Origin of the sequence: Streptomyces sp. NPDC006516 (assembly GCF_040611875.1) — a bacterium.
In the GTDB taxonomy this organism is placed as follows: Bacteria; Actinomycetota; Actinomycetes; order Streptomycetales; family Streptomycetaceae; genus Streptomyces.
In genome coordinates, this window is sequence record NZ_JBEXPD010000008.1 from 260,677 (window position 1) to 277,275 (window position 16,599).

The following is a 16,599-nucleotide window of genomic DNA, read 5'->3' on the forward strand; positions in this document are numbered from 1 at the left end:
CTGCGGCTCAGCTCAGCCGCTCGATGACCATGGCCATGCCCTGGCCGCCGCCCACGCACATGGTCTCCAGACCGAACTGCTTGTCGTGGAACTGCAGGCTGTTGATCAGCGTGCCGGTGATGCGGGCGCCGGTCATGCCGAAGGGGTGGCCGACGGCGATGGCGCCGCCGTTGACGTTGACCTTGTCCAGGGGCAGGCCGAGGTCCCGGTAGGACGGGATGACCTGCGCGGCGAACGCCTCGTTGATCTCGGCCAGGTCGATGTCGTCGATGGTCAGCCCGGCGCGCTTGAGCGCCTGCTTGCTGGCCTCGACCGGGCCGTAACCCATGATCTCGGGGGACAGGCCGGAGACGCCGGTCGAGACGATGCGCGCCAGCGGGGTCAGGCCCAGCTCGCGGGCCTTGGTGTCGGACATGATGACGAGCGCGGCGGCGCCGTCGTTGAGCGGGCAGCAGTTGGCGGCGGTGACGAGCCCGTCGGGGCGGAACACCGGCTTCAGGCCCTGCACGCCCTCCAGGGTGACGCCCGCGCGCGGGCCGTCGTCCTTCGAGACCACCGTGCCGTCCGGTGTCGTCACCGGCGTGATCTCGCGCTCCCAGAAGCCGTTCTTGAGGGCTTCCTCCGCCAGGTTCTGCGAGCGCACGCCGAACTCGTCCATGTCCTGGCGGGTGACGCCCTTGACGCGTGCCAGGTTCTCGGCGGTCTGGCCCATCGCGATGTACGCGTCCGGGACCAGGCCCTCCTCGCGCGGGTCGCTCCAGCTCGTGCCGGACTGCTCCGCGCGGGCCGCGGTACGGGCCTCGGCCTCGGCGAAGAACGGGTTGCGGGTGTCCGGCAGGCTGTCGCTGTTGCCCTTCGCGAAGCGGGACACCATCTCGACGCCGGCGGAGATGAACACGTCGCCCTCGCCCGCCTTGATGGCGTGCAGCGCCATGCGGCTGGTCTGCAGCGAGGACGAGCAGTAGCGGGTCACCGTGCAGCCGGGGAGGTGGTCCATCCCCATCTGCACGGCGATGATGCGGCCCAGGTTGTTGCCCTGCTCGCCGCCGGGGAGGCCGCAGCCGAGCATCAGGTCGTCGATGTCCTTCGGGTCCAGCTCGGGGACCTTGGCCAGCGCGGTCTGGATGATGGTCGCGGTCAGGTCGTCCGCGCGCAGGTCCTTGAGGGACCCCTTGAAGGCCCGGCCGATGGGCGAACGGGCAGCAGAGACGATCACGGCTTCGGGCATCACGCGGCTCCATGAGGACTGGAAGGCAGGAAGGCTGGGCTGCCTTGGAAGTTACCCGGACGTATAGCTGAGGTCACCCGGCAGGCGATGTGATGCGGACCTCTTTTCTAAGCAACCGCTCAGTCGCCCGCAATGTTCCCGCATGGACGGAACGTGGACGGGAATCCCCGCATGGACGGAACGCGGACGGAAGGCCCGCCGCGCCCGTACGCCCGGCAGGCGCTCCTACGCCCGGCGCCAGGTCGCCCCGAAGCCGTGGCCGGGCATCCTGCCCTTCGTGCCCGTCCCGGCGTCCTTCCCGTCGCCGTTGCCGCTTCCTGTACGGCTGCCTGTGCCGCCCCCCGGCTCCCTGTCCTCGTGGCGCACGGGCTCCGTGTGGGCGGGCAGGCGCCGCCGCCTGCGGTGCTTGAGCAGGGCCCAGGGCGCCCGGGCCCCCGTGACCTCCGTGCCGGCCTCCCTCGCCGCCCTGGAGGCCGCCTTGGCCACCGGGAGCATGCCCTCGCGCCGCGAGCTGTCCAGATGGTCGGACTCCGGCCACAGCCCGAGCGCCGCGCACAGCGTGGGCAGCATCGCCATGGAGGCGGTCGCGTACCCCTCGGCCGAGGGGTGGTAGTTGTCGGGCCCGAAGAGTTCCCGGGGGTTCGCCTCGAACTCCGGTCCGAGCAGGTCGCCCAGCGAGACCGTCCGGCCCCCCTGTTCCACCGCGCCGATCGTCTGGGCCGCCGCCAGCTGCCGGCTCACCCGCCGCGCCAGCCAGCGCAGCGGCTGGTAGACCGGCTCGATCGTGCCCAGGTCGGGGCAGGTCCCCACGACGACCTCCGCGCCTGCCGTGCGCAGCCGTCGTACGGCCGTGCTCAGGCAGCGCACGGACTGGGTGGCCGGCATCCGGTGGGTCACGTCGTTCGCGCCGATCATGATCACGCAGACGTCCGGCACCCCGGAGGGATCCGCCAGGACCAAGGACACCTGGCGCTCCAGATCGTCCGACCGGGCACCCGGCAGTGCCACGTTCCTCAGATCCACCGGCCGCTCCGCCACCGCCGCCAGCCCGGACGCCAGCAGCGCCCCCGGGGTCTGGCCGGCCCTGCGCACCCCCTGGCCGGCTGCCGTCGAGTCGCCCAGCATCACGAAGCGCAACGGATCGGCGGGCCCGGCGAACGCCACCCCGTACCGTCCGTCCGCGCTCGGCGGGACGGGCGCCTGGCCGCCGCCCACCTGCCGTTTCGCCAGCTGCACCTCGGCCAGCACCAGGCCGACCGTCGCCGCGCCGATCAGCCCTACGCTGCCGCCCCCGTAAGCCGCACCCGCCGCGATCCGCCGTGCCACCCTCGCTCTCGACACAGTCCGGTCCACCTCCTCCGTGCAGTACAGCCGTACACAGCACTACCTGCCCCGTGGGGGGCATCGCTCAATCGCTTCGGCCGATCTCGTGCCCGTACGCATACTCTTGGCTCACCATCACGGAGATCCCGGAGTACACGGTGCAATTCCACGATTCGATGATCAGTCTTGTCGGCAACACCCCGCTGGTCAGGCTGCGCAATGTGTCGGCAGGCATTCAGGCGACGGTCCTGGCCAAGGTCGAGTACTTCAACCCCGGCGGGTCGGTGAAGGACCGCATCGCGCTGCGCATGATCGAAGCCGCCGAGCAGAGCGGCGAGCTTCAGCCCGGCGGCACCATCGTCGAGCCCACCAGCGGCAACACGGGTGTCGGGCTGGCCATCGTCGCCCAGCAGAAGGGCTACAAGTGCATCTTCGTCTGCCCGGACAAGGTGTCCACGGACAAGATCAACGTGCTGCGCGCGTACGGCGCCGAGGTCGTGGTCTGCCCGACGGCCGTCGACCCGGAGCACCCGGACTCGTACTACAACGTCTCCGACCGTCTGGTCCGTGAGACCCCCGGAGCCTGGAAGCCCGACCAGTACTCCAACCCGAACAACCCGCGCTCGCACTACGAGAGCACCGGTCCCGAGCTCTGGAAGCAGACGGACGGGCGGATCACCCACTTCGTCGCGGGCGTCGGCACCGGCGGCACGATCACCGGGACGGGCAGCTACCTCAAGGAGGTCAGCGAGAACCGGGTGCGGATCATCGGCGCCGACCCGGAGGGCTCCGTCTACTCCGGCGGCTCCGGGCGCCCGTACCTCGTGGAGGGCGTCGGCGAGGACTTCTGGCCGAGCGCCTACGACCGCACGGTCACGGACGAGATCGTCGCGGTCTCCGACAAGGACTCCTTCCAGATGACCCGCCGCCTCGCCAAGGAGGAGGGGCTGCTCGTCGGCGGCTCCTGCGGCATGGCGGTCGTCGCGGCCCTGGAGGTCGCGAAGCGGCTGGGCCCCGAGGACGTGGTCGTCGTCCTGCTCCCCGACAGCGGGCGCGGCTACATGAGCAAGATCTTCAACGACGAGTGGATGGCCGACTACGGCTTCCTGGAGGACTCCGGCCCCTCCGCACGGGTCGGCGCCGTCCTCGACTTCAAGGACGGGCCGCTGCCCTCGCTCGTCCACATGCACCCGGAGGAGACGGTCGGCGAGGCCATCGACGTGCTCCGGGAGTACGGCGTCTCCCAGATGCCGATCGTGAAGCCCGGCGCGGGGCACCCGGACGTCATGGCCGCCGAGGTCATCGGCTCGGTCGTGGAGCGTCAGCTCCTGGACGCCCTGTTCACCCAGCGGGCCACGCTCTCCGACCCGCTGGAGAGGCACATGTCGGCCCCGCTGCCGCAGGTCGGCTCGGGTGAGCCGGTCGAGGACCTGATGGCGGTGCTCAGTGGCACGGACGGTGCCGACGCGGCGATCGTGCTGGTCGAGGGCAAGCCGACGGGTGTCGTGAGCAGGCAGGACCTGCTGGCCTTCCTCGCCAAGGGCACGGCGGCCAAGTCGTAGGAAGCGTGTTCCCGGGGTTAGCGAAAACGGTACGAGCGCGACACGTGGGCGCAGCACCGGCTTAACACGGCTCCGGCAGAGTAATGGGTGTCGGCAGGGAAACCCGCCGGCACCTGATACGGCGACACGGACTACGGAGCGGCTCCCGGACCTCCACCGTCGCCCGGACGCGAGACCCGGCCCTGACCCGGGACCGCGTCCCTCGCGGGGACCGCCGTCGTCCCGCCCCCTGGGCAACCGGGGGTGCGGCGGTCCCCGCGATTATCCGTGTGTGCGGTCGACGCCTCGGTCGGCCCAGTTGCCTCGGTCGCCTCAGCCGTCCCAGTCGGAGGACGTCCGCTTCCTCGCCTGGTTCGACGGCCACGTCCGGGCGGCATGCACGGCGTTCACCCCGAAGATCCCGAGCCAGGCCACCACGAGCCCCTCGATCCCCGCGTTCGCGACGCCGATCGCGGACAGCGGGATGGCCAGCACCAGCGAGACGGCCGCGAAGCCGAAACGCTCCCCGAAGCCTCCCCCGGGCCTGGCCGGCTCCGCACCGCCCCGGGCGGTGGTCGTCCGCTGCTCGGCGAGGCTGCGCCGCATCCGCCGGTCGAGGGTGCCGTCGAGCCGCTGCTCGACCTTTTCCAGGAACGAGTCGATGAGCGCGGACTCGTATTCGGGCCCCAGCTCGGCGCGGGCCTGAAGGGTGGCGTCGAGCTCACGCCTGAGCTCGGGTTCACGGGCTTCCATGCGCTCCACGGTACGGCTCCGAGGCTTCCGGGTCAGTGGGGTCAGCCCCCGGTTTCGGCGGCCCTGTGAGCAGGGCGGGCCGTGCCTCCTCGGCGTAGCGTGGATGCCGGGAGACGGGAGGCGTGCCCATGGCCACCACGACGTCGTCCGCCCGTGCCGTTCCGCGTACGTACGGGACGCGGGCCCGCCTGGTCAACGAGGCGGAGCTGCGGGCGACCCTGTCCACGTTCCGTGAGCTCTCCGACGAGGACTGGCGGCGCCCCACCGTGTGCGACGGCTGGACGGTCCGGGACATGCTGGCCCACACCGTCGGGCAGTTCGAGGAGTTGCCCCGGCCCTGGGTCGCCGTCCGCCGGGTGCGCAGGGCCGCGCGGACCCATCCGGGGCTCGGCCGGCTCGACGGACACAACGAGTGCCAGATCGAGGACCGGAAGGCCGTCCCGGGGCGTGAGCTGATCGGCGCTCTCGCGCACTTCGCACCGCAGGGCCTCATCGCCCTGCGCCGGATGCCCGCCCCGGTCCGCCGCAGGATCCGGCTGAGCCTGCTCTACCCGGAGGCCAGAGCGCTGCCTGACGACTCGATGGACTACCTCGGCAACGTCCTCGTCACCCGTGACACCTGGATGCACCGGGTGGACCTCAGCGACGCCACCGGCGCCGAGCTGGTCCTCGACCCGCACGACCGGGAGGTCGTGGGCCAGGTCGTGCTCGACCTGGCTCTCTCCTGGACGGGGCCCGCGGCCGAACTCGACCTCCACGGCCCCGCGGGAGGCGACTACCTGCTGGGCATCGGCAGCCCGGCCGCCACGCTCCACGCGGACGCGGTCGACTTCGCCCGGCACCTGTCCGGGCGGCCGACGCGCGGCCGCCTGGAGCTGGAGGGGGACCCGGAGGCGGGGGCGGCGCTGCTGGCGGCCCGCGTCGTGTTCTGACGCCCGCCCGGAGCGGGGCCCGTGCCGGCCGGACAAGGGCGCACGGACGGAGCCCGGCACGGGGCGCCTCCGGAGGAGCAGGTGTTCACGGGGGTGCGCACCCCGAGGGCACGGGCACTCACAGGGGCGTGACCTCGGCGAGGAAGGCCTCAGGCGTGACCGCGTACCCCATGCTGTTCATGACGGCCACCGGGGTGCCGTCGATGAGGACCGTCGGGGTGGACCGGACACCGCTCTGCTCGAAGGCGGCCGACACCTGTGCCGCCCAGGGCAGATAGGTGCGCTCGCCGACCTTCTGCCGGAAGGAGTCGGTGTGCAGCGCCTCGACCTCTCCGGCCAGCCGCAGCAGGTTGTCCCGGTCGGCGAAGGCGTCGACGTCCTCGCTGGGCTGATCGGCGTAGAGCACCCGCAGGTACTGCATGAACGGCTTCTGTCCCTCGTCCGCCGCGGCTCCGAGCGCGGCCAGCGCCTCCAGGGACCCGCTGCCGCCCGCCGAATCGTCGATGAACGTGCCGAAATGGTGGTCCACCGCGAATCTGCCCTCGTCCGCGGCCCGCTCCATCACCGCCCCGAGGTCCAGCTCCATGCGCTTGCAGTAGGGGCAGCGCAGATCGGCGTAGACGCTCAGCACGTGGGCGGCGTCGGGGTCGCCGTAGCGGACGACGATGCCGCCGGGCCCTCTCGTATTGGCTGGGATCATGCTCCAAGGGTCGGCAGGGGAGAGCGGTCCCGCAATGCGAGCCCGCCGCCGGTCCGGCCGCGTCCCTCCGGGGAACCGGCCGGACCAGCGGATGTATATGGACATGCAGACTGCTTGCTGGCTGAATGGATTCCTCGGGTGCCGGACCGGCGCGGCGGAATCTCTGGAGGGGACAGCATGAGCGGGAGCGGCCCGGCGGCGCGGTTGCAGCGGCTTTTCGAGGGGCAGCGGCTCACGCCCACCCAGCGGCGTATCGCGCACTCCATGGTGCGGCGGGCCGCCGACGCCCCGTTCCTGTCGAGCGTCGAGCTGGCCGAGCTGGCCGGGGTCAGCCAGCCGTCCGTCACGCGCTTCGCCGTGGCCCTGGGGTTCGACGGCTACCCCGCTCTGCGCAAGCACCTGCGGGAGGTCGCACCGGCCGGTACGGAGGGCGGCGTCGAGGACTCCCTGAACGAGTATCAGCAGGCGGTGCTCGCCGAGATCGAGAATCTGCGCCAGCTGTCCGATCTGCTCGCCGATCCGGCCCCGGTGGAACGGGCGGGACGGCTGCTTGCCGCGTCCCGGCCGCTGCTCGTGCTCGGCCTGCGGGCCGCCTCCCCGCAGGCGCGGGGGTTCGGCTACTTCGCCGGCAAGGTGCACCCGGACGTGCGGGTGCTCGACGAGGGCGGCAGCATGCTGCACGACCGCATCGACGCCGCCCGGCGGGCGGGCGCGAGCGCGCTGATGTGCTTCGCCCTGCCGCGGCACCCCCGCGAGGCCGTGGACGCGCTGGCGTACGCGCGGGAGCAGGGGCTGACCGTCGTGACCGTGGCCGATTCGGCGTTCGCCCCGGTGGCCGCCCAGAGCGATCTGCTGCTCCCGGCCGCCGTGGGGACGGGCCTGGCCTTCGACACCGCGTGTGCGCCGATGCTGCTGGGACGGGCACTGCTGGAAGCGATGTGCGACGAACTGCCCGAGGCGCAGGCGCGGCTGGAGGAGTTCGACGCCAAGGCCGCCGCGCGAGGCCTGTTCGTCGAGTAGCCGGGGCCCCTGGGCCGGGCGTGAGAGTGGTGGGCCGGGGGCCGCGAAAGGCCCGGTCCCTGGCATGGGTTCGGTCGGTCTCCGAAAACCGGGCGGGCCGCTTCTGCGGATTCTCAGACATCGCTCATCTGTGCCTATTAATCTCCGCGCCCAGAAGGTGCACAGGGAGCTGCGGGAGAGGAGTACGGACGTGGGGCGCGGAGCGCAGTCGTTGGCGAGGGTGGCCGTGATCGTACGGGCCGGGGCCGCGCCGATGTGGTGGCCGGGGCTGCTGGCGGCAGCCGTCGGGGTGTTCGTACCGGGGCTCACCGGGCGGCGGATCGGTCTGCTGGCCGGCGCCGCGCTGTTCCTGGTGACCTTGGCCGTGGTGGCGTTCACACGGACGGGGCGGTACGCGGAGCTCGCCCGCGGCGCCACCCGCGCGGGGCGGAGCGACTTCCTCCAGGACCGGGACGTGACCGTGCGGAACTGGCGGCGCGGCCACCGGTGGTGGCTGCTCGGCGCGTTCCTGGTGGCGGTGGCGAGCGCGGCCGTGCTCCCGGGGGCCGGCGGGCTCGTGCTGGCCGGGGCGGGCGCCGGGCTCTGGCTGAAGGCCGCGCGGTTCGGCCGCCGTGAGCTGCGGGACGACGTCCTGTACTGGGTGCGCACCGACTGGGTGGCGAACGGCCGGCCCGCGGGCAGGCAGGTGAAGGCGTACCGGACGACCGGGCCCGTGGCGGGGGACGCCGCACCCGGTGGGGCGCGGCGTCGCCGCCTGTGAGCCCGGTTGGTCAGACGGTCAGACCTCCAGCTCGGCCTCGATCCTCCTCAGCTGGTGACGGGCCATCGCGAGGTTGGCCCTGACCTTGTCCAGGACGAGGTAGAGGAACAGGCCGTTGCTGCCGCGGGTCTTGAGCAGCCGGATCAGGTGGTACTGGCCGCCGAGGGTGATCAGGATGTCCTCGATCTCGTCCTTGATGCCCAGGTGCTCCATCGTCCGGAGCTTCGCGCGGATGACGTCCGTGTTGCCCGCGGCGGCGACCTCCAGGTTGAAGTCCTTGCCGCCGCCGAGGGTGCCCAGGGCCATGCCGCTCGTGTAGTCGACGAGTGCGACACCGAGGGTCCCCTCGATCGACGCCATCGCTTCTTTCAGTGACGCTTCGGTGTTGGCCATAGTGCTCGTTTCCTTTCCCTGGCCGGCCCGTTGGCCGGTCCGTTTCTGGCTGCGTACGGGTGTCACGTGGGATCCGGTGTCGTGGCGCGGCGGGGCAGGGCCCCGGACTGCTGTGCGCGCGGAGGGGCCGCCGACCGGTCGGCGTGTTCCTGTGCGGCGTCGACCACTTCGCCGATGCGCGCGCCGGCCCGGCGGCCTTCGAGGTGGAGGCGGCCTACGTTGATGCGGTCCTCGGCCAGCAGGGTGAGGACGGCGGAGGAGCCTGCCGCGTAGGTGGCGATGTAGCCGTTCTCGCCCCGGATCAGGAGTTCGCGGAATCCGCCGCGGCCGGTGGCATCGGCCATCCGGATCGATACGCCCAGCGCGGCGGCGGTGAGGGCGGCGACGCCCTCCGCCTCGATGCCCGGTGTGTCGTGGGCGACGACCAGGCCGTCGGTGCTGGCGGCGAGTGCGCCGGTCAGGAGCGGTACCCGGGCGCGTAACCGTTGGAGCTCGTCGAGGACATCCTTCACTTCGGCCTCGGGCACCATCAGCTGTCTCCTCCCGGCACGCTGTCTGAGCGCGCGTATCACAGGGCCTCCAATGCGTCTCTGAGCCGGCGCAGCAGGGCGACGTCGGGGTCCGTGGTGACCTCGGGCAGCGTGATCCGGCCGGGCTCGGACCCCGGCGGGGCCGGGCGGAGCGCTTCGACGAGTCCGGCCGCGGCGAGCCGGCGCAGATCGACCAGGATGTGGAAGGCGGAGCGGCCCAGTTCCCTGGCGATGTCCGTGGCCGTGCGCTCGCCGTCGACCAGGGCCAGGACACGGCGCTGACGCGGGGGCACCGGTGCGTCGACCGGGTGCGCCGTGGGGACGAGCGGGGCGCTGTCGGTGAGCGCGTCCGGCCAGATCCGGTCCAGGAGCTCACGTCGCCGTAGCGTCTCGCGCTGCACGGCGTGCACGGGTACAGGACGGACGGGACCCATCCAGTGGGAGACCCCGTATCGGAAGCGGGCCGGGGTGTGGGTGGGGGCCAGGGCGAAGAAGGCCGCGTCGTACAGCGCCCCCAGATGGCAGAGCTCCAGGGCGCCGCCGGGGACCCGGCCGCTGTCCACGAGGTAGCGGCCGACCCGTCGGCCGGCGCCCGCCTGGGCGACCGCGTCCCACCAGCCCTCGGAGCGCAGGGCCCCGCCGGTGGTCAGCAGGACGTCGATCCCGGGGGTGGCCGGGCTCTCGGCGTGGACGACCTGGCCGTCTGCGAGATAGAGGGTGCCGCGGTCACGCATCAGCGCGCCGGTCGCGCGCTCGGCGGCGAGCCGCTGGAGCATCGGGGACGGGGCGGCCCGTTCGGGCAGGTCCGCCGGGGCGGCGGTGGTGGGTCTCATGCCAGGACCAGCCGCTCCGCTATCTCGCCGAGTTTTATGCGGGCGAGGGCGAGATTGCCTTCCGCGCGGTCCAGCCAGAGGTGGAGGAAGACGCTGCTGTCGAACGCCGTCTCGACGAAACGGAGGATGTGGTAGCCGGGAGCGGTGGTGACGATGACGTCCTCGACGGCGGGGGCGGGCGGACCGGCCGGGCCGGCGGGCGCCTCTGCCTGGGCGAAGACGGGCTGTTCCGCGGCCATTCTCGCCACCTCGGCCGTCTCGGCGGCCGTGGCCTCGTGGTCGCCGTTGGGCGACTCACCTATGGTGCCGAGGGCGAGACCGCTGGTCCAGTCGACCACCGCGGCGCCCCGGGCACCGGGCAGCCTCATGACTTCGATGAGGCACTCGTCGATTCCGGGCACCGCGGATTCCCCTCCCGACGTGGCGTACGGATGTAGTGGAGAGGCTACGCAACGTGTGCGCGCCAAGGGGGAGTTCTGGCATTTTCCAGTGGTACATGCGAAGGGCCGCGCAGAGGCCCGCAGGTGGACGCGGGGCGGCCGGTCGGAAGTTGTCCGCCGACTGCCTGACCGTGGCTGAATTCGGCCCTTTGATGCGCGTTCTCAGGCACCCCCGGCGCCCGGCATCACCGACTTGTTGATCACGCAGAGGCCGATTCCGATCAGTCCGACAGGAGGAGCAGGAAGTCGCGGTCAGCGGGGCGACGCCGAAGCCGACAGGAAGGGCAGCCGGATCGCGCCTCCGATCCGTGGCGCGGTCGAGGTGACTCGCGGAGAGTGATGCGAGGACGAATGTCCCGGCCGGGCCGGGACCCCGCCTGTTGACTAGGACTATTCAGATCGCCAGGATGTGAATAGGAGAGTCACATTCGCTGAGGAGGCACCCGCCATGTCAGGACCCCGCCCCGTACGGGCACCGCGCGGTACGGAACTGAGCGCCCTGGGATGGCAGCAGGAAGCCGCCCTCCGCATGCTGCAGAACAACCTCGACCCCGAGGTCGCCGAGCACCCCGACAAGCTCGTCGTCTACGGAGGCACGGGCAAGGCGGCCCGTGACTGGCGGTCCTTCGACGCCATGGTCCGTACGCTGCGGACGCTCAAGCAGGACGAGACGATGCTCGTACAGTCCGGGCGGCCGGTCGGCGTCATGCAGACCCACGAATGGGCGCCGCGCGTCCTGATCGCCAACTCCAACCTGGTCGGCGACTGGGCCAACTGGGAGGAGTTCCGCCGTCTGGAGGCGCTCGGGCTCACCATGTACGGGCAGATGACCGCGGGCTCCTGGATCTACATCGGGACACAGGGCATCCTCCAGGGCACCTACGAGACGTTCGCCGCCGTCGCCGCCAAGCGGTTCGGCGGGACGCTGGCCGGCACCATCACGCTGACGGCGGGCCTCGGTGGCATGGGCGGCGCCCAGCCGCTGGCCGTCACGATGAACGACGGTGTCGCCCTCTGCATCGACTGCGACCCCCGAGCCATCGAGCGCCGGATCGAGCACCGCTACCTGGACGTGCGGGCCGACTCGCCGGCGCACGCGCTCCAGCTGGCCGTAGAGGCCCGCGACGCGCGGCGCCCGCTCTCCATCGGCCTGCTGGGCAACGCGGCGGAGCTGCTGCCGCGCCTGCTCGCCGAGGGCGCTCCCGTCGACATCGTCACCGACCAGACCAGCGCGCACGACCCCCTCGCCTATCTGCCCGTGGGTGTCGACCTCGACGACATGGCCTCGTACGCGGCCGAGAAGCCCGCTGACTTCACCCGGCGCGCCCGTGAGTCGATGGCCGCGCACGTCGAGGCCATGGTCGGTTTCATGGACGCCGGGGCGGAGGTCTTCGACTACGGCAACTCGATCCGCGGCGAGGCCCAGCTCGCGGGTTACGCGCGGGCGTTCGACTTCCCGGGCTTCGTGCCCGCCTACATCCGGCCCCTCTTCTGCGAGGGCAAGGGGCCCTTCCGGTGGGCCGCGCTGTCGGGCGAGGCGTCGGACATCCACAAGACGGACAAGGCGCTGCTCGAACTCTTCCCGGAGAACGAGTCGCTGCACCGGTGGATCCGCATGGCGGGGGAGCGGGTCCACTTCCAGGGGCTGCCGGCCCGCATCTGCTGGCTCGGCCAGGGCGAACGGGACAAGGCGGGCGACATGTTCAACGACATGGTCGGCAACGGCACCCTCGCCGCCCCGCTCGCGATCGGCCGCGACCACCTGGACTGCGGTTCGGTGGCTTCCCCCTACCGCGAGACGGAAGCCATGCTCGACGGCTCCGACGCGATCGCGGACTGGCCTCTGCTGAACGCCATGGTCAACGTCGCGTCGGGAGCGTCCTGGGTCTCCATCCACCACGGCGGCGGCGTCGGTATGGGCCGCTCCCTCCACGCGGGCCAGGTCTCCGTCGCCGACGGCACGAAGCTGGCCGGCGAGAAGATCCGCCGCGTCCTCACCAACGACCCCGGCATGGGCGTGATCCGGCACGTGGACGCCGGCTACGACATCGCGGAGTCGGTCGCGGACGAGCGCGGCGTGCGCATCCCGATGCGGGAGGAAGGCACCGCGTGAGCGACACCTTCCACGCCATGTGGCGCTCGCTGCTGCCCATCGGCCGCAGCGACGCCTCCGGCGGCTACCGCCGCTACGCCTGGACCGGGGCGGACGCGGAGTGCCGCCTGTGGTTCCGGGCGCAGGCCGAGGCGCGCGGCCTCGTCCACGAGACCGACCGCAACGGCAACCAGTGGGCCTGGCTCGGCGATCCGCTCGCGGGAGACGCCGTGGTCACCGGATCCCACCTCGACTCCGTGCCCGACGGCGGCGCCTTCGACGGCCCGCTGGGCGTGGTGAGCTCCTTCGCGGCGCTCGACGAACTCCGCCGCAGGGGAGCGGAGTTCACCAGACCGCTCGCCATCACCAACTTCGTCGACGAGGAAGGGGCCCGCTTCGGGCTCGCCTGCGTCGGGTCCCGGCTCGCCGCCGGGCAGCTGACCGTCGAGGACGCGCACCGGCTCCGGGACGGGGACGGCGTCTCGTTGCCGCAGGCCATGGAGGCCGCAGGACACGACCCCGACGCCATCGGGCCCGACCCCGGTCGCCTCGCCCGGATCGGCGCGTTCGTCGAGCTGCATGTGGAGCAGGGGCGCGCCCTCGACCTGAGCGGGGACCCCGTGGGCGTCGCCTCCGCCATCTGGCCGCACGGCCGCTGGCGGTTCGACTTCCGCGGTGAGGCCAACCACGCGGGCACCACCAGGCTCGCCGACCGGCGCGACCCGATGCTCACGTACGCCGAGACCGTGCTCGCGGCCCGGCGCGAGGCGGAACTCGCCGGTGGCCTGGCCACCTTCGGCAAGGTCGCCGTCGAGCCGAACGGGGTCAACGCGATCCCCTCCCTCGTGCGGGGCTGGCTCGACTCGCGGGCCGCGGACCAGGCGACCCTGGACAGCGTCGTCGCCGGTGTCGAGCGGGCCGCGCGGGAGCACGCCGAGCGGGCCGGGATCGATCTCACGGTCGTACGGGAGTCGTTCACGCCGGTCGTGGAGTTCCAGCACGCGCTGCGTGACGAGATGCGTCGGCTCCTGGGACGGCACGGTCCCGGCCCCTCGGGCCGCGCCGTGCCCGTGCTCGGTACCGGTGCGGGACACGACGCGGGTATTTTGTCCGCTTCCGTGCCGACCGCCATGCTGTTCGTACGGAACCCCACCGGGATCTCGCACTCACCCGCCGAGCACGCCGCGGAGGACGACTGCGTGGCCGGGGTGAGGGCACTCGCCGACGTACTGGAAGGTCTCGCGTGCAGCTGACAACGCAACCGACGGGCACACCGGTCACCGCGACGTACTGGATGTCGCACGCCTGGCTCGGCACCCACGTCGAGCCGGGGGTTCTCCTGGACGTGGCCGGCGGGCGCATCGCCGGTGTCCGCACGGGCATCGACGCGCCGCCACCCGGTGCCACCACGCTGCGCGGCCTGACCGTCCCGGGGCTGGCCAACACTCATTCGCACGCCTTCCACCGCGCCCTGCGGTCCACCGTGCAGGTGGGTTCCGGCACCTTCTGGACGTGGCGCGAGACGATGTACCGCACGGCCGCCCGGCTCACCCCCGACAGCTACTACGAGCTGGCCCGCGCCACGTACGCCGAGATGGCGCTCGCGGGCATCACCGCGGTGGGCGAGTTCCACTACCTGCACCACACGCCCGGCGGTACGCCCTATGACAACCCGAACGCCATGGGCGAGGCGCTCATCGCGGCGGCTGCCGAGGCGGGCATCCGCATCACCCTGCTCGACACCGCCTATCTCGCGGCCGGTTTCGGCGAGAAGCCCAGCCGGCACCAGCTCCGCTTCTCCGACACCACCGCCGACGCCTGGGCGGAGCGCGCAGGTCTCCTCAAGGGGGACGACGACATGGTGCGCATCGGGGCCGCGATCCATTCCGTACGGGCGGTCCCGGCCGGGCAGTTGTCCACCGTCGCGGAGTGGGCGCGCGAGCGCGCCGCCCCGCTGCACGTCCACCTCTCCGAGCAGACGGCCGAGAACGACGCCTGCCTCGCCGCCCACGGCCGCACACCCGCCCGGCTCCTCGCCGACCACGGGGTCCTCGGACCCCACACCACCGGAATCCACAACACCCACCTGGGCGCCGAGGACATCGAGCTGCTGGGCAGCTCCCGGACGGGCACCTGCATGTGCCCCACCACCGAACGCGACCTCGCCGACGGGATCGGCCCCGCCACCGCACTTCAGGCCGCGGGCTCGCCGCTCTCGCTGGGCAGCGACAGCCACGCCGTCATCGACCTCTTCGAGGAGGCCCGGGCGATGGAGCTCAACGAACGCCTGCGCACCCATGTACGCGGTCACTGGACAGCGGCCGCCCTCCTCAGGGCCGCCTCCGCCGACGGGCACGCCGCACTCGGCCGGCCGGACGCGGGCGTGCTGGAACCGGGCGCGCCGGCCGATCTCACGACCGTCGCGCTCGACTCCGTCAGGACGGCCGGGCCGGTGCCCAGGCTGGCTGCGGAAGCGGCCGTATTCGCCGCCTCCGCCGCGGATGTGCGGCACACGGTGGTAGCGGGACGGCACATCGTCCGGGACGGCCGGCACACACGCATCGACGACGTGCCGGGAGCGCTGGCCTCCGCCGTCTCCGCCCTGCACGGATGACCCCCCGGCGGACACCCCAGCCCGGAGCCCTCGCCCCCGCAGGGGCCCCGCCCCGCCCAGGGGTCCCGGCCTCCACCGGAGCCCCCGCCGGTGCCGAAACCACGCCCCCGCGCCCGGCCGTCCTGCCGGGCGGCGAACCCGACGAAAGCCGCACCCTGATGACGACCCCGACGACCCCCACGGCCCCGACGACCGCCATCACCCACATCGCGAACCTGGTCACCAACAACCCCTCCCTCGGCGACGGGACCCCCCTGGGTCTGATCCGGGACGCGGCCGTCGTCATCGAGGGCGACCGCGTCGTGTGGACCGGTGAGTCAAGCAAAGCACCCGCCACCGACAACGCCTTCGACGCGGGCGGCCGGGCCGTGATCCCGGGCTTCGTGGACTCCCACTCCCACCTGGTGTTCGCGGGCGACCGCACCGCCGAGTTCAACGCCCGCATGTCAGGCCGCCCGTACTCCGCGGGGGGCATCCGCACGACCGTCTCCGCCACCCGCGCCGCCTCCGACGAGGAACTGTCGGCCAACGTCGCGCGCTACCTCGCCGAGGCGCTCCAGCAGGGCACCACCACCCTGGAGACCAAGTCCGGCTACGGGCTCACCGTCGAGGACGAGGCGCGGTCCCTGCGCGTCGCCGCCCGCCACACCGACGAGGTCACCTTCCTCGGCGCCCACATCGTGTCCCCCGACCACGAACACGACCCCGCCGGCTACGTGGACCTGGTCACCGGCCCGATGCTCGCGGCCTGCGCCCCCCACGCCCGCTGGATCGACGTCTTCTGCGAGCGGGGCGCCTTCGACGAGGACCAGGCGCGCACGATCCTCACCGCGGGTCTCGCGGCCGGCCTGCAACCCCGGGTCCACGCCAACCAGCTCGGTCACGGTCCCGGCGTCCGCCTCGCCGTCGAACTCGGCGCGGCCTCCGCCGACCACTGCACCTACCTCGACGACGCCGACCTCGACGCGCTCGGCCAGGGCCACACCGTCGCCACCCTGCTGCCCGGCGCCGAGTTCTCCACCCGTGCGCAGTGGCCCGACGCCCGCCGGATCCTCGGAGCGGGCGCGACCGTCGCCCTGTCCACCGACTGCAACCCGGGCTCCTCCTTCACCTCCTCCATGCCGTTCTGCATCGCCCTCGCCGTACGGGACATGGGCATGACCCCCGACGAAGCGGTCTGGTCCGCCACCGCCGGAGGCGCGGCGGCGCTGCGCCGCACCGACATCGGCCGTATCACCCCCGGCGCCCGTGCGGACCTCGTGCTCCTCGACGCCCCCAGCCACGTCCACCTCGCCTACAGGCCGGGAGTCCCGCTGGTCAGGGCGGTGTGGCGGAGCGGACAGCGGGTCGTGTGACACCGACGCGCGAGCGGTCCGGTTTTCACCGGTCGGTGCCGGTCCGTGCTGCTTCGTCAACAATGCGGAAGGACCCGCCCGTCGG

At 72.4% G+C, this 16,599-nt stretch carries 16 protein-coding genes; 8 read left to right on the forward strand and 8 right to left on the reverse strand.

The genetic code is table 11. The features are described from left to right. Nucleotides 1-7: 7 nt before the first annotated feature. On the reverse strand, nt 8-1,228 hold the full coding sequence (locus ABZY45_RS22775; RefSeq protein WP_356742435.1) for an acetyl-CoA C-acetyltransferase: 1,221 nt from the start codon (nt 1,226-1,228) through the stop codon (nt 8-10). A gap of 225 nt (nt 1,229-1,453) precedes the next feature. Continuing rightward, nucleotides 1,454-2,554: an SGNH/GDSL hydrolase family protein gene (locus ABZY45_RS22780; protein ID WP_356742529.1), complete on the reverse strand. Its 1,101-nt coding sequence runs from the start codon at nt 2,552-2,554 to the stop codon at nt 1,454-1,456. Nucleotides 2,555-2,709: 155 nt separating this feature from the next. Here ABZY45_RS22780 and ABZY45_RS22785 point away from each other — a divergent pair, with 155 nt between their 5' ends. Then, the gene (locus ABZY45_RS22785; RefSeq protein WP_356742437.1) at nt 2,710-4,113 is read left to right on the forward strand and encodes a cystathionine beta-synthase; all 1,404 of its coding nucleotides are present in this window, start codon (nt 2,710-2,712) and stop codon (nt 4,111-4,113) included. Nucleotides 4,114-4,425: 312 nt separating this feature from the next. Here the strand turns inward: ABZY45_RS22785 and ABZY45_RS22790 are convergent, their stop codons facing one another. Then, nucleotides 4,426-4,845 (reverse strand): hypothetical protein, encoded by a 420-nt coding sequence (locus ABZY45_RS22790; protein WP_356742439.1) that lies wholly within the window; start codon nt 4,843-4,845, stop codon nt 4,426-4,428. Nucleotides 4,846-4,973: 128 nt separating this feature from the next. Here ABZY45_RS22790 and ABZY45_RS22795 point away from each other — a divergent pair, with 128 nt between their 5' ends. After that, a complete protein-coding gene (locus ABZY45_RS22795) occupies nt 4,974-5,777 on the forward strand; it encodes a maleylpyruvate isomerase family mycothiol-dependent enzyme (RefSeq protein ID WP_356742441.1) in 804 nt (267 codons plus the stop codon). 118 nt (nt 5,778-5,895) lie between these two features. Here ABZY45_RS22795 and ABZY45_RS22800 read toward each other — a convergent pair whose 3' ends face one another. Continuing rightward, nucleotides 5,896-6,477, reverse strand: coding sequence for a thioredoxin domain-containing protein (locus tag ABZY45_RS22800; protein WP_356742443.1), 582 nt, complete (start codon nt 6,475-6,477; stop codon nt 5,896-5,898). Nucleotides 6,478-6,654: 177 nt separating this feature from the next. On the opposite strand from ABZY45_RS22800, the gene ABZY45_RS22805 reads away from it, so the two are divergent. Beyond that, on the forward strand, nt 6,655-7,497 hold the full coding sequence (locus tag ABZY45_RS22805) for a MurR/RpiR family transcriptional regulator (RefSeq protein WP_356742445.1): 843 nt from the start codon (nt 6,655-6,657) through the stop codon (nt 7,495-7,497). Nucleotides 7,498-7,717: 220 nt separating this feature from the next. Then, a complete protein-coding gene (locus ABZY45_RS22810) occupies nt 7,718-8,257 on the forward strand; it encodes a hypothetical protein (RefSeq protein ID WP_356742530.1) in 540 nt (179 codons plus the stop codon). 18 nt (nt 8,258-8,275) lie between these two features. Here the strand turns inward: ABZY45_RS22810 and ABZY45_RS22815 are convergent, their stop codons facing one another. The 4 genes from ABZY45_RS22815 to ABZY45_RS22830 all read right to left on the reverse strand — a co-directional run bounded on the left by ABZY45_RS22815 (nt 8,276) and on the right by ABZY45_RS22830 (nt 10,414). Next, nucleotides 8,276-8,650 carry a hypothetical protein gene (locus tag ABZY45_RS22815; protein ID WP_356742447.1) on the reverse strand — a complete coding sequence of 125 codons (375 nt, stop codon included), beginning with the start codon at nt 8,648-8,650 and terminating at the stop codon, nt 8,276-8,278. Between the two features lie 62 nt (nt 8,651-8,712). Continuing rightward, nucleotides 8,713-9,180: a roadblock/LC7 domain-containing protein gene (locus ABZY45_RS22820; RefSeq protein WP_356742448.1), complete on the reverse strand. Its 468-nt coding sequence runs from the start codon at nt 9,178-9,180 to the stop codon at nt 8,713-8,715. Nucleotides 9,181-9,218: 38 nt separating this feature from the next. Beyond that, a complete protein-coding gene (locus ABZY45_RS22825; RefSeq protein ID WP_356742450.1) occupies nt 9,219-10,013 on the reverse strand; it encodes a helix-turn-helix domain-containing protein in 795 nt (264 codons plus the stop codon). Then, entirely contained in the window at nt 10,010-10,414 is a 405-nt protein-coding gene (locus ABZY45_RS22830) for a hypothetical protein (protein ID WP_356742451.1), read from the reverse strand. Before ABZY45_RS22830 ends, ABZY45_RS22825 begins: the two co-directional genes overlap by 4 nt. A gap of 487 nt (nt 10,415-10,901) precedes the next feature. On the opposite strand from ABZY45_RS22830, the gene hutU reads away from it, so the two are divergent. From hutU to hutI, 4 genes are all read left to right on the forward strand, one after another. After that, nucleotides 10,902-12,566: a urocanate hydratase gene (hutU, locus tag ABZY45_RS22835; RefSeq protein ID WP_356742452.1), complete on the forward strand. Its 1,665-nt coding sequence runs from the start codon at nt 10,902-10,904 to the stop codon at nt 12,564-12,566. A 17-nt stretch (nt 12,567-12,583) separates the two neighbouring features. Beyond that, on the forward strand, nt 12,584-13,798 hold the full coding sequence (locus ABZY45_RS22840; RefSeq protein ID WP_356742531.1) for an allantoate amidohydrolase: 1,215 nt from the start codon (nt 12,584-12,586) through the stop codon (nt 13,796-13,798). Further along, the gene (locus ABZY45_RS22845; protein ID WP_356742454.1) at nt 13,789-15,159 is read left to right on the forward strand and encodes a formimidoylglutamate deiminase; all 1,371 of its coding nucleotides are present in this window, start codon (nt 13,789-13,791) and stop codon (nt 15,157-15,159) included. The genes ABZY45_RS22840 and ABZY45_RS22845 overlap by 10 nt, the downstream gene beginning before the upstream one ends. Before the next feature lie 158 nt (nt 15,160-15,317). Further along, nucleotides 15,318-16,514, forward strand: a complete 1,197-nt coding sequence (gene hutI / locus ABZY45_RS22850) for an imidazolonepropionase (RefSeq protein WP_356742456.1) — start codon at nt 15,318-15,320, stop codon at nt 16,512-16,514. The last annotated feature ends 85 nt before the right edge of the window (nt 16,515-16,599 follow it).